This window comes from Hansschlegelia beijingensis (assembly GCF_014196425.1).
In the GTDB taxonomy this organism is placed as follows: Bacteria; Pseudomonadota; Alphaproteobacteria; order Rhizobiales; family Methylopilaceae; genus Methylopila; species Methylopila beijingensis.
Window position 1 is genome coordinate 109783 of the sequence record NZ_JACIDR010000006.1, and the last position, 17370, is coordinate 127152.

15 protein-coding genes and 1 tRNA gene are annotated in these 17370 nt (G+C 69.2%); 10 read left to right on the forward strand and 6 right to left on the reverse strand.

Annotated elements, in window-relative coordinates; translation table 11 throughout:
* The first annotated feature begins 44 nt into the window (after nucleotides 1–44).
* A complete protein-coding gene (locus GGR24_RS15775) occupies nucleotides 45–545 on the forward strand; it encodes a superoxide dismutase family protein (RefSeq protein ID WP_183396340.1) in 501 nt (166 codons plus the stop codon).
* On the opposite strand, the gene GGR24_RS15780 is transcribed toward GGR24_RS15775, so the two are convergent.
* Nucleotides 538–1275, reverse strand: a complete 738-nt coding sequence (locus GGR24_RS15780) for an RlmE family RNA methyltransferase (protein ID WP_246398554.1) — start codon at nucleotides 1273–1275, stop codon at nucleotides 538–540. The genes GGR24_RS15775 and GGR24_RS15780 overlap by 8 nt on opposite strands.
* Nucleotides 1272–2375, reverse strand: a complete 1104-nt coding sequence (locus GGR24_RS15785) for a Ppx/GppA phosphatase family protein (RefSeq protein WP_183396341.1) — start codon at nucleotides 2373–2375, stop codon at nucleotides 1272–1274. The genes GGR24_RS15780 and GGR24_RS15785 overlap by 4 nt, the downstream gene beginning before the upstream one ends.
* A gap of 253 nt (nucleotides 2376–2628) precedes the next feature.
* Here GGR24_RS15785 and GGR24_RS15790 point away from each other — a divergent pair, with 253 nt between their 5' ends.
* Nucleotides 2629–4302: an L-lactate permease gene (locus GGR24_RS15790; protein ID WP_183396342.1), complete on the forward strand. Its 1674-nt coding sequence runs from the start codon at nucleotides 2629–2631 to the stop codon at nucleotides 4300–4302.
* Between the two features lie 67 nt (nucleotides 4303–4369).
* Here the strand turns inward: GGR24_RS15790 and GGR24_RS15795 are convergent, their stop codons facing one another.
* The gene (locus GGR24_RS15795) at nucleotides 4370–5503 is read right to left on the reverse strand and encodes an alpha/beta hydrolase (RefSeq protein ID WP_246398556.1); all 1134 of its coding nucleotides are present in this window, start codon (nucleotides 5501–5503) and stop codon (nucleotides 4370–4372) included.
* 358 nt (nucleotides 5504–5861) lie between these two features.
* On the opposite strand from GGR24_RS15795, the gene GGR24_RS15800 reads away from it, so the two are divergent.
* The 5 genes from GGR24_RS15800 to GGR24_RS15820 all read left to right on the forward strand — a co-directional run bounded on the left by GGR24_RS15800 (nucleotide 5862) and on the right by GGR24_RS15820 (nucleotide 9556).
* Nucleotides 5862–5935, forward strand: a tRNA-Gln gene (locus GGR24_RS15800).
* Nucleotides 5936–6078: 143 nt separating this feature from the next.
* On the forward strand, nucleotides 6079–6711 hold the full coding sequence (gene queE / locus GGR24_RS15805) for a 7-carboxy-7-deazaguanine synthase (protein WP_183396343.1): 633 nt from the start codon (nucleotides 6079–6081) through the stop codon (nucleotides 6709–6711).
* Complete coding sequence (gene queD, locus GGR24_RS15810; protein WP_183396344.1) at nucleotides 6708–7064, forward strand: 6-carboxytetrahydropterin synthase QueD; 357 nt, start codon at nucleotides 6708–6710, stop codon at nucleotides 7062–7064. The genes queE and queD overlap by 4 nt, the downstream gene beginning before the upstream one ends.
* A gap of 132 nt (nucleotides 7065–7196) precedes the next feature.
* Complete coding sequence (gene ilvD / locus GGR24_RS15815; protein WP_183396345.1) at nucleotides 7197–9044, forward strand: dihydroxy-acid dehydratase; 1848 nt, start codon at nucleotides 7197–7199, stop codon at nucleotides 9042–9044.
* Nucleotides 9045–9148: 104 nt separating this feature from the next.
* Nucleotides 9149–9556, forward strand: coding sequence for a tautomerase family protein (locus GGR24_RS15820; RefSeq protein ID WP_183396346.1), 408 nt, complete (start codon nucleotides 9149–9151; stop codon nucleotides 9554–9556).
* 40 nt (nucleotides 9557–9596) lie between these two features.
* Here GGR24_RS15820 and GGR24_RS15825 read toward each other — a convergent pair whose 3' ends face one another.
* Together GGR24_RS15825 and GGR24_RS15830 are read right to left on the reverse strand one after the other, a co-directional pair.
* Nucleotides 9597–9779, reverse strand: a complete 183-nt coding sequence (locus GGR24_RS15825) for a hypothetical protein (RefSeq protein WP_183396347.1) — start codon at nucleotides 9777–9779, stop codon at nucleotides 9597–9599.
* A gap of 94 nt (nucleotides 9780–9873) precedes the next feature.
* On the reverse strand, nucleotides 9874–10179 hold the full coding sequence (locus tag GGR24_RS15830; protein ID WP_183396348.1) for an AprI/Inh family metalloprotease inhibitor: 306 nt from the start codon (nucleotides 10177–10179) through the stop codon (nucleotides 9874–9876).
* Between the two features lie 163 nt (nucleotides 10180–10342).
* On the opposite strand from GGR24_RS15830, the gene GGR24_RS17790 reads away from it, so the two are divergent.
* The gene (locus GGR24_RS17790; RefSeq protein ID WP_183396349.1) at nucleotides 10343–13300 is read left to right on the forward strand and encodes a M57 family metalloprotease; all 2958 of its coding nucleotides are present in this window, start codon (nucleotides 10343–10345) and stop codon (nucleotides 13298–13300) included.
* A 20-nt stretch (nucleotides 13301–13320) separates the two neighbouring features.
* Here GGR24_RS17790 and GGR24_RS15840 read toward each other — a convergent pair whose 3' ends face one another.
* Nucleotides 13321–14826 carry a GGDEF domain-containing protein gene (locus tag GGR24_RS15840; RefSeq protein WP_183396350.1) on the reverse strand — a complete coding sequence of 502 codons (1506 nt, stop codon included), beginning with the start codon at nucleotides 14824–14826 and terminating at the stop codon, nucleotides 13321–13323.
* A gap of 179 nt (nucleotides 14827–15005) precedes the next feature.
* Between GGR24_RS15840 and GGR24_RS15845 the strand changes: the two genes are divergently transcribed.
* Entirely contained in the window at nucleotides 15006–15989 is a 984-nt protein-coding gene (locus GGR24_RS15845; RefSeq protein WP_183396351.1) for a protein-methionine-sulfoxide reductase heme-binding subunit MsrQ, read from the forward strand.
* A gap of 67 nt (nucleotides 15990–16056) precedes the next feature.
* Complete coding sequence (locus GGR24_RS15850; protein ID WP_183396352.1) at nucleotides 16057–17346, forward strand: aspartate aminotransferase type Ic; 1290 nt, start codon at nucleotides 16057–16059, stop codon at nucleotides 17344–17346.
* Nucleotides 17347–17370: the final 24 nt, after the last annotated feature.

A 17370-nucleotide genomic window follows, 5' to 3' on the forward strand; every position in this document is an offset into this window, starting at 1 on the left:
GCTCGCCAGGGGAAGGCCCCTTCCTGCCAGAGGAGTAGATCGCCATGAAACGAAGCCTCGCCGCTGCGCTGTGCGTCGTCGTCCTTGCTCCCGCCGCCGCCTTCGCAGCCGACAGTTACGACATCCTCGGGAAGGATGGCTCCAAGATCGGTCAGGTGAAACTCACCGGAGCCCCGCAGGGCACGCTGATCGACATCGAACTCGTTGGCGGCAGCCTGACGCCCGGCCGCCACGGCCTGCACTTCCATCAGAGCGGCGATTGCTCCGACGTCGGCCAGTACAAGAAGTCCGGCTCGCATGTCGGCCACGCCGAGGGCAAGCACGGCCTGCTCAACCCTAACGGCCCCGAGCCCGGCGACCTGCCGAACCTCGTCGTGGCGCAGGACGGCTCCGCGCAGGTCAACCTCTTCACCTCTCTGGTGAAGATCGACGAGCTGAAGGACCAGGACGGCAGCGCCCTGATCATCCACGCGAACGAGGATGACCAGATCTCCCAGCCGATCGGCAAGGCCGGCGACCGGGTCGCCTGCGCGTCGATCAAGTAGCCTCGGGCGGAGCCTGGCGGCCGCGGAAGCCGGTCGCCAGCACATAGAGCTCGGACGAGTCCTTGCGGCTCGACGGCGGCTTGACGTGAATGACCTTGGCGTAGTCGCGCTTGAGCTCCGCCAGCAGCTCGGTCTGGGCGCCGCCCTGGAAGACTTTCGCCAGGAACGCGCCGCCGGGGGCCAGCACCTCGGCGGCGAACTGCGCGGCCGCCTCCACCAGCGCCATGATGCGCAGGTGGTCGGTCCGCTGATGGCCGACAGTGTTCGCGGCCATGTCCGACAGCACGACGTCCGCCTTGCCGCCGAGCCGCTGCTTCAGGAGTTCGGGAGCGTCGTCGTCCAGAAAGTCGAGGACCATGAAGTCCGCGCCCGGGACGGGCTCCATCTCCAGCAGGTCGATCGCGACGATCGAGCCCTTGCCCTCGGTGGCGCCGATCCGCTGCGCGGCGATCTGGCTCCAGCCGCCCGGCGCCGCGCCGAGATCCACCACCTTCTGGCCGGGCTTCAGGAAGTGATGCTTGTCGTCGATCTCGATCAGCTTGAAGGCCGCGCGCGAACGGTAGCCCTCGCGTCGCGCGGCCTGGACGTAGGGATCGTTGAGCTGGCGGCTCAGCCAGAGCGTCGAGGCGTGGCTGCGCTTCCTGGCGGTGCGGACCCGAACCTCGAGGCTGCGCCCCGCGCCGCCCGAGGCCTTGTCGCTCCCGCCGCCTCCTCGCGACCGCGCGCTCAACCGCGTCGTCCTCGGCGGCGCGCGCCGCGACGGCGCCAGGCGCCGTCCGCCCGCATCATCTCGACCAGGATGCCCTCGCGAAGCCCGCGGTCGGCGACCCGCAGCCGCGCCACCGGGAAGGCGCGCCGTATGGCCTCCAGCACCGCGCAGCCGGCGAGCACGAGGTCGGCCCGGTCGGGGCCGATGCACGGGTTCTGGCAGCGCTGGTCGTAGGACATCTCGCGCAGCGACTCGACGACCCGCGTGACGTCCGTCGACGCCATCCACTGCCCGTCGACCAGCCTGCGCTCGTAGCGCGGCAAGCCAAGATGAACGCCGGCGATCGTCGTCACGGTCCCGGACGTGCCCAGCAGGTGGATGTCGCTCAGGGAGGCGCTCAGGGTCTCGCGCTCCGGGAAAGCCTCGAGCAGCCGCTCGACCTCGCCCACCATGTCCTCGAACACCTGGGTCGAGACCTTCACGCCGCCATAGCGCTCGGCGAGCGTCACCACCCCCACCGGGAGCGAGACCCAGGCGCGCATCGCGAGGTGCCCGGGCCCCCCGCCGCGCCGGCGATCGAGCCAGACGACCTCCGACGAGCCGCCGCCGATGTCGAACAGGATCACCCCGCCGGCCGCCGGGTCAGCGAGCGAGGCGCAGCCGGCGGCGGCGAGCCGCGCCTCGGTGGCGCGGTCGATGATCTCGAGCTCCAGGCCAGTCTCGGCGCGCACGCGGTCGAGAAACGCCTCGCCATTGTCGGCCTGCCGGCAGGCCTCGGTCGCGATCAGGCGCGAGCGCGAGACGCCGCGCGCCTCCATCTTGTCCCGACACACCGCAAGCGCCGACACCGCGCGCGAGATGGCGCCCTCCGAGAGGCGGCCGCTATGCGCGAGCCCTTCGCCGAGACGGACGATGCGGGAGAACGAATCCACGACTCGGAAGCCGCCGTCCCGATCCGGCCGGGCGACCAGTAAGCGGCAGTTGTTGGTTCCGAGATCGAGCGCCGCATAAGTCGTGGGTTGCGGGCGGACGGGAGTGTCGGCGCGAGCCGAGGCCGCCGCTCCGCGCCCCACGGGATACGTGAGTCCCGGGGCGGCGAGCGTTACGGCGGAGTGGGACAATAGCCGGCATCCTTCGCGCCGCGGCCCCGGCTCCAGTGAGCTCGAGGCGAGTACGCGCGTGTGAACAATTCAGGCGGAATTGTAACAGCGAACGGCTCAGTCGCAAGGCAACTCCGCTCGCGCAAAAGTGTTGATCCTCCGCTCAGAAAGGCGCAGGGCAAACGGCCCGCGTTCTCAGGTTGCGGGGATTCGAGGTCACACCAAAGGCCGGGGCGCAGGTCCGGCCCTCACAAAAAAGCGCGGGGGACCGCCAATGTGGCAACAAGTTTATGATCCATTCGGCAACGCGGTCATTTCGACCCTCGTCGCCGCCATTCCGGTCGTGGTGCTGCTGGCAGGCATAGGGCTTTTCAGCCTGAAGGCTCATGTCGCGGCGCTGCTGGGGCTGGCCGCGGCGCTGATCATCGCGATCTTCGGCCAGGGGATGCCCGCCGAAAAAGCCGGCATGACGGCGCTCTACGGGGCCGCGTTCGGGCTTCTGCCCATCGGATGGATCATCCTCAACATCATCTTCCTTTACCAACTCACTCTCGAGAAGGGTTATTTCAAGGTCCTGCAGGACTCGATCGCCGGCATCACGGATGATCGGCGGCTGCAACTCCTGCTGATCGCCTTCTGCTTCGGCGCGTTCTTCGAGGGCGCGGGCGGCTTCGGCACCCCGGTCGCCGTCACGGGCGCGATCCTCATCGGCCTCGGCTTCTCTCCGCTCGCCGCCTCCGGCCTGTCGCTGATCGCCAACACCGCGCCCGTCGCCTATGGCGCGCTCGGCACCCCGGTCATCGCGCTCGCGGCCGTCACGGGCCTGCCGCTGCTCGACCTGTCGGCGATGATCGGGCGCCAACTGCCCTTCTTCTCCGTGCTGGTGCCGTTCTGGCTGATCGTGGCCTTCGCGGGCTTCCGCGGGATGATCCAGATCTTCCCCGCGATCCTGATCGCCGGCGTCAGCTTCGCCATCCCGCAGTTCGTGGTCTCGAACTACCACGGCCCGTGGCTCGTCGACGTCATCGCCTCGGTCGTGTCGATCGCGTGCCTGGCGATGTTCCTGAAGGTCTGGCGGCCGCGCGAGATCTGGACCTCGGCGGAAGGCGCCGCGCCCACCGCCGGCGGCGCCGGCGCGCACGTCTTCGACAAGCATTCGAGCGGCGACGTGCTGCGCGCCTGGCTGCCGTGGCTGATCCTCTCCGTCATCGTGGTCTGCTGGGGCATCCCGCAGGTGAAGGCGTTCCTCGACAGCCTGGCGCTCGTGAAGTTCCCGGTCGCGCATGTCGACCAGCTGATCCAGCGCGTCCCACCGGTGGTCCCCGCGGCCAAGGCCGAGGCCGCCGTCTTCAGCCTGAACTGGCTGTCGGCGACGGGCAGCGGCATTCTGGTGTCGGCGATCATCGCCGGCTTCGTGATGGGCTTCTCGCCGCTCGGCATGCTCCGGGTCTACGGCCGCACGCTCTATCTCGTCCGCTACTCGCTGCTGACGATTTCGGCGATGCTCGCGCTGGGCTTCGTCACCCGCTACTCGGGCGTCGACGCGACCTTGGGGCTGGCCTTCTCGCAGACCGGGGTGTTCTACCCGTTCTTCGGCGTGCTGCTCGGCTGGCTCGGCGTCGCGCTCACCGGCTCCGACACCTCGTCGAACGTGCTGTTCGGCTCGCTGCAGAAGATCACGGCGGAGCAGCTCGGCCTCTCGCCGACGCTGATGGCCGCGTCAAACTCGTCGGGCGGCGTGATGGGCAAGATGATCGATGCGCAGTCGATCGTCGTCGCCTCCACGGCGACGCGCTGGTACGGCCACGAGGGCGACATCCTGCGCTACGTGTTCTTCCACTCCATCGCGCTTGCGGTCCTGATGGGCCTCCTGGTGATGGCGCAGGCCTATGTGCCGCCGTTCACCGAGATGGTGATCCAGGCGCCCGCGGCGGCGGTCACGCCATAGGGCGCTCTCCGCGCCTCGATACGGAAGGGCCGGCTCACGCCGGCCCTTTTCGTTTCGTGGCCCGGCCTCAGCGCTGTCCTAGGATCGCGCCGGCCGCCCGGAACGGCGTCTGCAGCGTCGCGGCGGCCGCGTCGAGAACGAAGATCCCGGCCTGCTGCGCGGCGTTGCCCGAGCCGGCCTTGAGCTGCGACTGCAGCTGCGGGTAGATCGTGGCGAGCGCGGCGTAGCGGTCGTGATTGGTGCCGTTTTCGGATTGCAACTGCGAGATGTCGACGACGCGCAGGTTTTCGCTCCGCGCCACCGCCTGAACCTGCGGGTCCTGGATATCGAGCGCCCCCACCCGGTCGCGATCGCCCGCCAGGAAGCGAGAGGCGGACAGCGCCCGGTCGTCCTTTGAGACCAGCAGGGTGATCGGCGGCGACAGCCTGCCCACCACCAGGAGCTGCTGACGGAAGACGTCGATGTCGATGTCCGGGGCCGCGAGGATGACGTCGCCGAGCCCGGCGACCGCACGGTCGCGCCCTTCGAGCCTCAGCTGCCGGATGGCCTCCACCGTGAGCCAGCCGCCCATGCTGTGGCCGAGCAGGGTGACGTTCCCCGCCCCGGGTTGAGTCGTCAGCGCCTCGATGACATGCGCGAGGCCGTCGCGCGAATACGTCACCGACTCCTTGTCCGCCACATAGCTCGCGAGCGAGCCTCGGGACGGCCAGGCGAACAGCACGGCCGCGCCGCCCACATCCGCGTCGGCGTCCATCTGCGCCAGCCGGAAGAGCGACTCCTGGAAGGTGTAGTTGTAGCCGTGCACGAAGACGCCGATTCCCGCCCGTGGGCCGCGCGACCTCGCTGCGGCGGCCCTGGTCTGGGCGAGGAACTCCGTTTCGGTCAGCGGCGTCGCCGAGACCGTCACGAACTCCTTGGTCGCGTCAGGCTTCGACTTCGGCCACTCGATGGCGCCCGGCTTGTGCGTCGGCGGGATCGAAATCACGTAGCGCGCATAATGAAGCTGGCGCGAGCGGCCGTCGGTGAACGCCGCGCCGCCGCCGGGAGCAGGCTCTCGCGTGGTGGCGACATAGACCGTGACCTGCTTCGCTCCCCCTACGGCCGATACCGGGTCGAGCACGCGCGCGTCCGGCCGCGAAGCGCAGGCGGCGAGGCACAGGGCGATCGCTCCTGCCACGAGCCTCAGCGTGAGCAGCCCCAACCGCGACGATTCGCCTTGCGCCGCCGACGCCCCGCGCTCTCCCGGCCGGATCCGGCCCCACCCTCCTGCTGCCCTCAACGGGTGAACCCCCCTGCCTGCTGCGCGGAACGCGCCGGCCCGGTTTAGCAGCAGACGTCCGCGACACAGAAGCTTCCGGGCCGGCAGGGCGCAGCGGGTGGAACCGGAGCTTAAGGTTTCGCGGCTACAAGACGGATGAGCCGCATCGACGTGCGGGCCGCGCGGCGCCTCTTGCTCCGGCGATCCGAACCCGCTAGAGGGAGCGCGTTGCGGACGGCCCTTACGGCCTCGCTCGCGGTCGCCCCGCCTCGACTGGACGGAGGCGGTCGCACTCCCCTGCTGGGGGATAGTTTAACGGTAGAACAGCGGACTCTGACTCCGTTAGTCGTGGTTCGAATCCACGTCCCCCAGCCACTTCCTCCGGTCGATCCGCGCACCGCGCGCTTTTTCTCGCAAGGTGCGAGCCATCCGCGACACGCGGGGGCTGGCGCGAACCCGGGCCTCGCCTGCGGTCGGAGCCCCGAAGATCATTCGTCGCCGGATCAGCGGAGCGCGCGGTGAGCTACGCCGTCAAAGAGATCTTCAAGACCCTCCAGGGCGAAGGCGCCCAGGCGGGCCGCGCCGCAGTGTTCTGCCGCTTCGCCGGCTGCAATCTCTGGTCCGGCCGCGAAGCTGACCGCGCCACGGCGGTCTGCCGGTTCTGCGACACCGACTTCGTTGGGATGGACGGCGAAGGCGGCGGACGATTCGCCGGCGCGACCGAACTCGCGGAAGCCATCGAGGCCGCCTGGGGCCCCTCTTCGACCGGCCGATATGTGGTGTTCACCGGCGGCGAGCCCCTGCTCCAGCTGGACGCCGCGCTGCTTGCGGCCGTTCGCGCCCGCGGCTTCGAGAGCGCGGTCGAGACCAACGGCACGCTCGAGCCGCCCGCCGGACTGGACTGGATCTGCGTCAGCCCGAAGGCGGACGCCGCGCTCCAGCTCAGGCACGGCGACGAGCTGAAGCTCGTCTACCCGCAGGAGGGCGTCGACCCCGCCGCCTTCGAAGCCCTGCCCTTCCGGCATTTCTGGCTGCAGCCGATGGACGGGCCCCGCCGGGCCGAGAACATGGCGGCGGCCGCCGCCTACTGTCTGGCGAACCCGCCTTGGCGGCTCGGCCTCCAGACGCACAAGATCGCAGGACTGCCATGAAGATCACCCAGGCGTTCACCTTCGAGGCCGCGCACCGCCTGCCGAACGTGCCTGCGACGCATCGCTGCCATCGGATGCATGGCCACTCCTACCGCGTGGAGCTGACGCTCGAGGGAGAGGTCGATCCCGCGACCGGCTTCGTGGTGGATTTCTTCGACGTCGAGGCCGCGTTCGGGCCGCTGCGCGAGCAGCTTGACCACCACACGCTGAACGAGGTTCCGGGCCTTGCGAATCCGACCGCCGAGCACATCGCGATGTGGATCTGGGAAAGGTCGAAGCCCGCGCTGCCGCAGCTCAGCGCGGTCAAGGTCTTCGAGACGCCCTACTGCTGGGCCGAGTTTTCGGGCGCCTGATGCGCCGAGAGCGCGATTGACACAGCGGGCGCGCGGGCTCACCTGCAGGTCACCGGAACAACGCCCTTCTGAGGTCTCGCGGCGCGGCTGACGCGCCCGCCGTGAGCGAAGACAATCGCCAGGGGAAGTGAAATGCCCGCCTATCGCTCCCGCACCACGACGCACGGCCGCAACATGGCCGGCGCGCGCGGCCTCTGGCGCGCGACGGGGATGAAGGACAGCGACTTCGGCAAGCCGATCATCGCGGTGGTGAACTCCTTCACGCAGTTCGTGCCGGGGCACGTCCACCTCAAGGACCTCGGACAGCTGGTCGCGCGCGAGATCGAGAAGGCCGGCGGCGTCGCCAAGGAGTTCAACACGATCGCCGTCGATGACGGCATCGCGATGGGCCACGACGGCATGCTCTACAGCCTGCCCTCGCGCGAACTGATCGCCGACAGCGTCGAATACATGGTCAACGCGCATTGCGCGGACGCCATGGTCTGCATCTCAAATTGCGACAAGATCACCCCCGGCATGCTGATGGCGGCGCTCCGCCTCAACATCCCCGCGGTGTTCGTCTCCGGCGGCCCGATGGAGGCCGGCAAGGTCGTCCTGCGGGGCAAGGATGTCGCGCTCGACCTGGTCGACGCCATGGTGGCGGCGGCCGACGACCGCGTCGCGGCCGAGGACGTCGAGATCATCGAACGCTCCGCCTGCCCGACCTGCGGCTCCTGCTCGGGCATGTTCACCGCCAATTCGATGAACTGCCTGACGGAAGCGCTCGGCCTCTCGCTGCCGGGCAACGGCTCGACCCTCGCGACCCACGCGGATCGCGAGCGGCTCTTCGTCGAGGCCGGCCATCTGATCGTCGATCTCGCCCGCCGCTACTATGAAGGCGACGACGCTTCCGTGCTGCCGCGCTCGGTGGCGAGCTTCACCGCCTTCGAGAACGCGATGAGCCTCGACATCGCGATGGGCGGCTCCACCAACACCGTGCTGCATCTGCTCGCCGCCGCGCATGAGGCGGAGGTGCCCTTCACGATGCAGGACATCGACCGCCTGTCGCGCCGCGTTCCGGTGCTCTGCAAGGTCGCGCCGGCGAAGTCCGACGTGCACATGGAGGACGTCCATCGCGCCGGCGGCGTCATGGGCATCCTCGGAGAACTCGCGCGCGCGGGCCTGCTCAATCTCGATCTGCCGACCATTCACAGCGCCACGCTCGGCGAGGCGCTGGAGCGCTGGGACGTGGCGGTGAGCCACAGCGAGGCGGTGAAGACCTTCTATCGCGCGGCCCCGGGCGGCGTGCCGACGCAGACCGCGTTCAGCCAGTCGCGGCGCTGGGAGGAGCTCGATCTCGACCGCCAAGGCGGCGTCATCCGCAGCGCCGAGCACGCCTTCTCGCAGGACGGCGGCCTCGCGGTCCTCAAGGGCGACCTCGCCGAAGACGGCTGCATCGTGAAGACCGCCGGCGTCGACGAGTCGATCCTCACCTTCTCGGGCCCCGCAAAGGTGTTCGAGAGTCAGGACGACGCGGTCAGCGGCATCCTGACCGGCAAGGTCAAGCCGGGCGAGGTGGTGGTCATCCGATACGAAGGCCCCCGCGGCGGGCCCGGCATGCAGGAGATGCTCTATCCGACGAGCTACCTGAAATCGAAGGGCCTCGGGAAGGCTTGCGCGCTCGTCACGGACGGCCGCTTCTCGGGCGGCTCCTCGGGCCTTTCGATCGGTCACGTCTCGCCGGAAGCCGCGGAGGGCGGACTGATCGCGCTGGTGCAGGACGGCGATCTGATCGAGATCGACATTCCCAACAGGTCGATCCGGCTTGCGGTCGCTCCGGAGGTGGTCGCCGCGCGGCGGGCGGCCGAGGAGGCAAAGGGAGCGGGCGCGTGGAAGCCCGCGGCCCGCGAGCGCAAGGTCTCCTCGGCGCTCCGGGCCTACGCGGCCTTCACCACCAGCGCCGCTAAGGGCGCGGTTCGGGACGTCGACCAGATCCGCTGATCGAGGGCTTTACGGTCGCGGCGAGCGCGGCCACACGCGGCTCTCAAAAGTCGCATATCCTGAGACCGCGCCGCCGGCCGGCGGCGCGACGGAGACAGCAAGACATGCCGCTTCTACGCTTTGACCTCATCGAAGGCCGCACGGACGCCGAGATCGAGACCCTTCTGGACGCCGCGCACCGCGCGATGCTCGAGGCGTTCAAGGTCCCGGAACGCGACCGCTACCAGATCGTGCAGGAACACAAGCCGAGCCGGGTTCGCATCGAGGACACCGGGCTCGGCATTCAGCGCACCGAGAAGGTCATCATCGTCTCGGTGACGACGCGGCCCAGACCCGTGGAGCAGAAGCAGGCCTTCTATCGGCTCCTGTGCGAAGCGCTGGAGAAGGATTGCGGGATGGCGGCGAGCGACGTGATGGTCAATTTCGTGACCAACACCGACGCCGACTGGTCGTTCGGCGACGGAGAGGCTCAGTTTCTCACCGGCAAGCTGGGCGCCAAAGCGCCGCAGTAAACGAAACGCCGGCCTCGCCGCAGCGAGGCCGGCGCGGGCTTCAGTTCCTCGCGAGCTCTTCCAGCTCGTCCAGGGACAGCATCCAGCCGGAGTCGGTCGCGATCGTGATGCGATCCTCCGCCTGCCGCCCGAGTTCGCGCGCGAGGCTCAGCGCTTCAATGACTGTGGGAACGACAGTGGCGACCGGCGACGGCTCAGCCTGCGAAATGACCGTGTAGGACATCTCTCCTCCATCTACACCCTTTGGCGTAGATGAAGATGGAGCGGTTTTCGCGCCGCTTCAAGCGCGCAGAGCCCCTGCGCGACGGAGTATTTTTTCAGCCCCGCCTGAGCACGAGGTCCGCGCGGCCCGGTCGGCTGAGCGCGTGCGCTCCGTCCGGACGCCGGGACAGGAACGCGATCGTTCGGCCTCCGGCGGCGGCGAGGCCGATCCCGTCGCTCGCCGGCCGCCATGCGACGACCGCGCCGAGCCCAAGCTGCTCCAGGCACGCCCGATCGGCCTCCACCGCATGATCGCGCCCGGCCGGACGCGTGGTCAGCGTCAGCCGGCACGTGCGCGAGCCCTCGGCGATGGTCCACTGGCCGGCGAGATCGGACGCTTCCGGCAGGGCGGGCATGCTCATCGCCGATCCTCCGCAGCAGATCAGGGCCGCCGCGATGGCCGCCCGGGCGCATCCTTGCATCGCTCCGCCTCCGTGACACTACGGATTGTCCGTAACTCAGCACCCCTCCACCATAGCGCTCGACGGCGGCGCGTCCGCGCCCGACGTCCGGGAGAGCCGAGTCATGCCCCACGAGCCATTCGCCGACGGCGACGAGCCCCAGTACTTCCTCGACGCCCCGGACCGCGGCGGAACGGGGCCGAACGGCAAGACCTCCTTCACGGTCGATGAGGCGGCGGTCCAGCTCAACCGCGCGGGCTATGGCTGGAACGGCATCGGCGTCGCCGGTCAGGCGGTTTCCGTCACCTACTCCTTCATGGGCGTCGCGCCCGCCCAGATGCCGAACGGCACCAGCGGCTTCAGCGCCTTCAGCGCCCTGCAGATCGCGCAGGCCGAGCTTGCGCTGCAGTCCTGGTCCGACCTCGCCAACATCACCTTCACGCGCGTCGGCGGCGACGGCTACTCAAGCTCCAGCCAGATCACCTTCGCCAACTACAACAGCGGCGCCGCCGGGGCCGGCGCGTTCGGCTACTACCCGCCCGCAGGCGGCGGCGTGTGGGTCAACATCTCCCAGTCGGCGAACCAGAACCCCGGCAATCTGAACTATGGCCGCCAGACCCTGACCCACGAGATCGGGCACACGATCGGCTTCCAGCACCCGGGCGACTACAACGCCGGCAACGGCAATCCGACGTATAATGACGCCGTGTACTATGAGGACAGCCGCCAGTACTCGCTCATGAGCTACTGGTCGGAGACCAACACCGGCGGCGACTTCCAGGGGAACTACGCCGCCGCGCCGCTGCTCGACGACATCGCCGCGGTCCAGCGCCTCTACGGCGCCAACATGACGACCCGCACCGGCGATTCCGTCTACGGCTTCAACTCGAACACGAACCGCGACTTCTACACGGCGACGACGGCGAATTCCGAGCTGGTGTTCGCGGCCTGGGACGCCGGCGGAACCGATACGTTCGACTTCTCCGGATATGCGGACAACCAGACGATCGAGCTGCGCCAGGGCTTCTTCTCGAATGTCGGCGGCCTGACCGGCAACGTCTCGATCGCGATGGGCGCGGTGATCGAGAACGCGGTGGGAGGCTCCGGGCGCGACCACATCACCGGGAACTCGGCCGCGAACGTGCTCAGCGGCGGCGCCGGCAACGACATGCTCTACGGCCGCGAGGGCAATGACGTCCTCCTGGGCGGAGGCGCCTCGGCCGCCCGGCCGTCCGGCATTTCGCTCGGTTCCGGGCAGCTCAACCAGACCGCCAACGCGGGCAACAATTCGCAGGGGACGGCGGTCGATCTCAGCAACCGCTTCAGCCTCGCCAATGATCCGAACATCGGCAATGCGACGAGCACGCCCCATGTGACGGTCCAGGGCGTCGGCGCCGGCGCAAGCTCCCCAAGCGGCGACTTCTACCGGGTCACCATCAACAATCCTGGCGCGACCATCGTGGTCGACGTCGACCAGGCGGGGCTCAGCACCCCTCTTGCCGACACCTACGTGTCGATCTTCAACTCGGCCGGCCAGGAAGTCGCGCGCAACGACGACAGCTTGGTGAGCGACGGAGCGGGCGGCTCGACGAGCACTCTCGACTCCTACCTCACCTACACCTTCACGGCGGCCGGGACCTATTACATCCAGATCCGCTCCTACTACGGTCAGATCACGGCCGGCGAGCATTACCGCTTCCAGCTGTCGATCAGCGGCGAGCTCGGCGGCGGCGCCGAGGTGCTCGACGGCGGGACCGGCGCCGACCGGATGGAAGGCGGGGCGGGCGACCACATCTATTACGTCGACAACGCCGGGGACCGGGTGATCGAGGCGAACGTCGCCGGCACGGACCTCGTCAACTCGTCCGTGTCGTTCTCCCTCGCCGGGCAGTATGTCGAGAACCTGACCCTGACCGGAACCGGCGCCATCAACGGCACGGGCAACAGCCTCGCCAACCTCATCATCGGCAATTCCGGGAACAACGATCTCGACGGCGCGAGCGGCGCCGACACCATGCAGGGCGGCGCGGGCGACGACGATTACTACGTCCAGAACGCCGGCGACCGGGTGATCGAGGCGAGCGGCCAGGGTCTGGACCGGGTGTTCTCCTCGGTCTCGTTCTCGCTCGCGGGCCAGTATGTCGAACAACTGACGCTGACCGGGACCGGCGCCGTCAACGGCATAGGCAACAGCCTCGCCAATCTGCTCGTCGGCAATTCCGGGAACAACGATCTCGACGGCGGAACCGGCGCCGACACCATGCGCGGCGGCGCAGGCGACGACGATTACTTCGTGCAGAACGTCGGCGACAGGGTGATCGAGGCCACTGGAGAGGGACTCGACCGGGTGTACTCCTCGGTCTCGTTCTCGCTCGCGGGGCAGTACATCGAGCAGCTGACGCTGACCGGAACCGGCGCCATCAACGGCACGGGCAACAGCCTCGCCAACCTGATCATCGGCAATTCCGGGAACAACGATCTCGACGGGGGAACCGGCGCCGACACAATGCAGGGCGGCCTGGGCGACGACGATTACTTCGTGCAGAACTCCGGCGACCGGGTGATCGAGGCGAGCGGCCAGGGGGTCGACCGGGTGTACTCCTCGGTCTCGTTCTCGCTCGCGGGCCAGTACATCGAGCGGCTGGCGCTCACCGGCTCCGCCAACATCAACGCCACCGGCAACACGCTCGACAACCGGATCGTCGGCAATTCAGGCGACAACGTCATCGACGGCGGCAAGGGTCAGGATCGGATCGCCGGCGGCGACGGGCGCGACACCTTCGCGTTCACCACCGCGCTCGGCGCCTCCAACGTCGACACCATCACGGATTTCAGGGCGGTCGACGACACCATCCGGCTGGAGAACGGCGTGTTCACCGGGCTCGCGGCGGGCGCGCTGACCTCCGGCGCGTTCTACGCCGGGACTGCGGCGCACGACGCCAATGACCGCATCATCTACGACCAGGCGTCCGGCTCGCTGTTCTTCGACCGCGACGGAACCGGCGGCGCTTACGCGGCCGTCCGTTTCGCGATTCTCGAGAATCACGCGGCGATCACCGCGGCGGACTTCACCGTCGTGTAAGGTCCCTCGGCGCGGCGGCCTCAGTCGAGATAGACGGTCTCGGCCGCCGCATCGAGGTCTCCCGGCCGCCAGGTCGGCTCCGGAATCTCCCCGCGCTCGGAGGCGTTGAACCGCCAGCAATTGCGGCCGGCCGCCTTCGCCTCGTAGAGCGCCTCATCGGCGAGCAGCATGAGGTGCTGCGGGTCTGTCGCGCTGTCCGGCGCGAGCGCGCCGCCGACGGTGATGCTGGGCGTCACGACCACGCCGCCGAGATCGCAGGGCTGGTTGACCGTCTCGACCAGCCGCTTGGCGAGGCTGGCGGCGTCGGCCGCCGAGGGCACAGGCGCCACCACGGCGAACTCGTCGCCGCCGATCCGGGCGACCAGATCCGTCACCCGGACCGAGGTCCGCAGACGGTTGGCGACCTCGATCAGCAGGCTGTCGCCGCGGGCGTGGCCGTAACTGTCGTTGACGCCTTTGAAGTGGTCGAGGTCGATCAGCAGCAGGGTGAACCGCTTGCCGCGGTTGCGGGCGCCGGCCATCGCGGCGTCGAGCGCCTCGACGAAGCGCGAACGATTGACCAGGGTGGTCAGGCCGTCATGCATCGCTCGATAGGCGAACATCCGCTTGAGCCGCTTCTGGTCGTGCACCACCGCGGCCACGATGATGCTGGGCGCGCAGAGCAGCGCCAGCGAGAGATATCTCAGGAGTTCTTCCTCCATCGCGCCCGAAGCCGCGAACAGCGGCGGCCACTGGCCGCGCTCCGCGAAGGCGACCAGGGCGCAGAAGAACGCGAAGGCGGCGACGTTCGTGGCGAACGGGCCGAGCCGCAGGGCGAACCACAGCAGCGCCGCCGAAGCCGCCATCGAGAAGATCGCGCTCGCCTGGCTTGTCGCCGCCACGATCAGACCCGCCATCAGCAGGGTCGCGGCGGCGTATTCCCAGATCCTCGGGGCGGGCTCGGCGTCCAGATCGGCGCCGACGCTCTCCTCACGGCCATAGGTCAGGATCACCCCGAGCACGAACACGGTCGAGACGGATCCGACGACCCAGTGGCCCGCCGCTGCGAACAGGCGGTCACGCCAGTCGCCAGTTGTGACGACGAAATCCACGAGCGAGCCCACCAGCGGCGCGCTGACAGCCACCAGCACGGCCGCGGCTGCGATCCTGAGCGGGGAACTCAGGCGTCCCGAACCGCGCATCCACAGAAAGGCGGCCGAGCCGAAGCCCACCATGAGAAGGGAGTGGGCGACCGCCGGCAGCCATACGGCCAGAGGGTCCCCGAAAAGCGCGGCGACGGCCGCGTGGGCTGCCGAGATAGCCGCGGCGTCCCGCAGCTCGAGCGCGCGCCCGAAGCGCAGCAGGACGCCGAGCGCCACCGCGGAGGCGAGCGCCAGCGGCGGGTGTCCTCCGGCCCCGTCTTCATAGAGACGAGAGGTCGCCAGCGCGGCTGCGTAGCAGAGAGGCAGGGCCGCGGCCTGAGACGAAAGGAACGCGCCGAACCGGCGCAACGCGGGCGCAATGACATTCCGGGGGTACGCGAACATGGCGGCCTCTTGGACGTCATCCTCTACGTGCCGCGCCTCTAAACGGGCGTTTTCGGCGGCGGTCAAATTTGACCTAATTTCGCCGGCTGCCGAGCTTCACCCCCTCGTGAGCGCGGCCCGCGTAAGACAACCCATGGCTTCCGACGTAGTTCCGGTTTCCAGGGAATGAAGGAACGCCGATGCCGCTGCTCCACGATCGCGCCGGACGCTTCTCGCCGCTGCTCGCGCTGACGCTGCTCGGACTGCTCGCGCCCGCCGCGTGGCTGGCCGTCCGGGCGCTGCATGGCGACTTCTCGGGCGGGGCCGCCCTGCCGGGCGTTCCTCCTGGCTTCGGCGATGCCGCCGGCGCGCCGGCCGCGCCCTTCGGGGGCGCCGCGCCTTCGGCGTTCGGCGGCGAGCAGGCCCGTCCGATCACCGGAGCGATCCATTTCACCGGCGACTGGGCGATCCGCTTCCTGCTGCTCTCGCTCGCCGTGACGCCGTTCCGCAAGCTGCTGCACTGGCCGCGCCTCGTGCTGGTCCGCCGCCGGATCGGGCTCGCCGCGCTCGCCTACGCGGTGCTTCATCTGGCGCTCTACGCGGCGGACCAGGACTTCGTGCTGACGAAGATCGTCTCCGAGATCGCGCTGCGCATCTATCTGGCGATCGGCTTCGTCGCGCTGATCGGGCTGGTGGCGCTCGGCGCGACGTCGACAGACGGCGCGGTGAAGCGCATGGGCGCGCGCAACTGGGGCCGCCTTCACAAGCTCGCCTACCCGATCGCCGGCCTGGCGCTTCTTCACTTCACCATGCAGTCGAAGCTCGACATCAGCGACCCGGCCTGGATGTGGGGCCTGTTCCTCTGGGCGATGGGCTGGCGCGTCCTGCAGAACCGGGGAGAGCGGGCCACCAGTCCGGTCTGGCTGGTCGGGCTCGCCGTCGCCGCCGCGCTCGCGACCGCCTTCTCCGAAGCCGCCTGGTATGGGCTCGCGACCGGCGTCGACCCGGCCCGGGTGCTCGCCGCCAACTTCTCGGTCCGCCTCGGCCTGAGGCCGTGCTGGATCGTCCTGCTGTTCGGGCTCGCGGCCGCGGCCTCGAGCTTCGTCGGCGCGTGGCGGCGCGGCCCGACGCGAGCGAGGGCCGAGCGCGCCGCAAGGCTGGCGCCCGCCGACCGGGCGGCGTGACGCTGGCGCAGATCGCCGCATGCGACTAAGGTCGCGCCGCTTTCCCAACCGGCAAAGGTTCTGACAGGTGATCGCCGATCTCTCCGCATCGGATCTCGAGGCATATGGCGCCCGGATCCGCGCCGATTACGACGCGTTCCGCGCTCGCGGACTGAAGCTCGACATGACGCGCGGAAAGCCTGCGCCGGAGCAGCTGGATCTGGCCGAAGGCCTGCTCGCGCTGCCGGGCAACCGGGACCATTTCACCGAGGCCGGCGACGACGCGCGCAACTACGGCGGCGTCCAGGGTCTGCCTGAGGTTCGCAAGCTGTTTTCCGGCGCGCTCGGCGCCAGCCCGGCCAACATCGTCGTCGGCGACAACGCCAGCCTAGCGATGATGCACGACTCGATCGTCTGGGCGCTGCTGAAGGGCGTGCCGGGCTCCGAGCGCCCCTGGAGCAAGGAAAGCGAGATCGCCTTCCTGTGTCCGGTGCCGGGCTACGACCGTCACTTCGCGATCTGCGAGGAATACGGCGTGCGCATGATCCCGGTTCCGCTCACCGGTCACGGGCCCGACATGGACAAGGTCGAGGAGCTCGCGCGCGACCCGGCCGTCAAGGGCATGTGGTGCGTGCCGAAATACTCCAACCCTTCGGCCGAGCTCTACTCCGACGAGACCATCCGCCGGCTGGCGGCGATGAAGACCGGCGCACCCGACTTCCGGCTGTTCTGGGACAACGCCTATGTCCTGCATCACCTCACCGAGACGCGGCACGAGATCCTGAACGTGATCGACGCCTGCGCCGCGGCGGGCAATCCCGACCGGGCCTTCGTGTTCGCCTCGACCTCCAAGATGACGCTGGCGGGCGCCGGGCTGGCGTTCTTCGCCTCCTCGGAGGCGAACGTGAAGTGGTACCTGGCGCGCGCCTCCAAGCGCACGATCGGGCCGGACAAGCTGAACCAGCTGCGCCATGTCCGCTTCCTCAAGGACGAGGCGGGCCTGCTCGCCCATATGGACAAGCACCGCGCGCTGCTGGCGCCGAAGTTCGCCGCGGTGACGGAAGCGCTCGAGGCGCGGCTTGGCGGCCAGGGCGCCGCGAGCTGGATCAAGCCCGAGGGCGGCTACTTCGTCTCGGTCGACATGACCACGGGCTCCGCCTCGCGCGTGGTGACGCTCGCCAAGGAGGCCGGCCTGCTGCTCACCGGCGCAGGCGCGACCTGGCCCTATGGCAAGGATCCGCATGACGCCAATCTGCGGCTCGCCCCCTCCTTCCCGTCGCTGTCCGACGTGAAGGCGGCCTCCGAGGGCATCGCGATCTGCATGCTGCTCGCCGCGGTCGAGGCCGAGCAGGCGAAGCGCAGGGCCGAGGCGGCGTAAGCCGCCCAGGCTCTTCAATCGGGC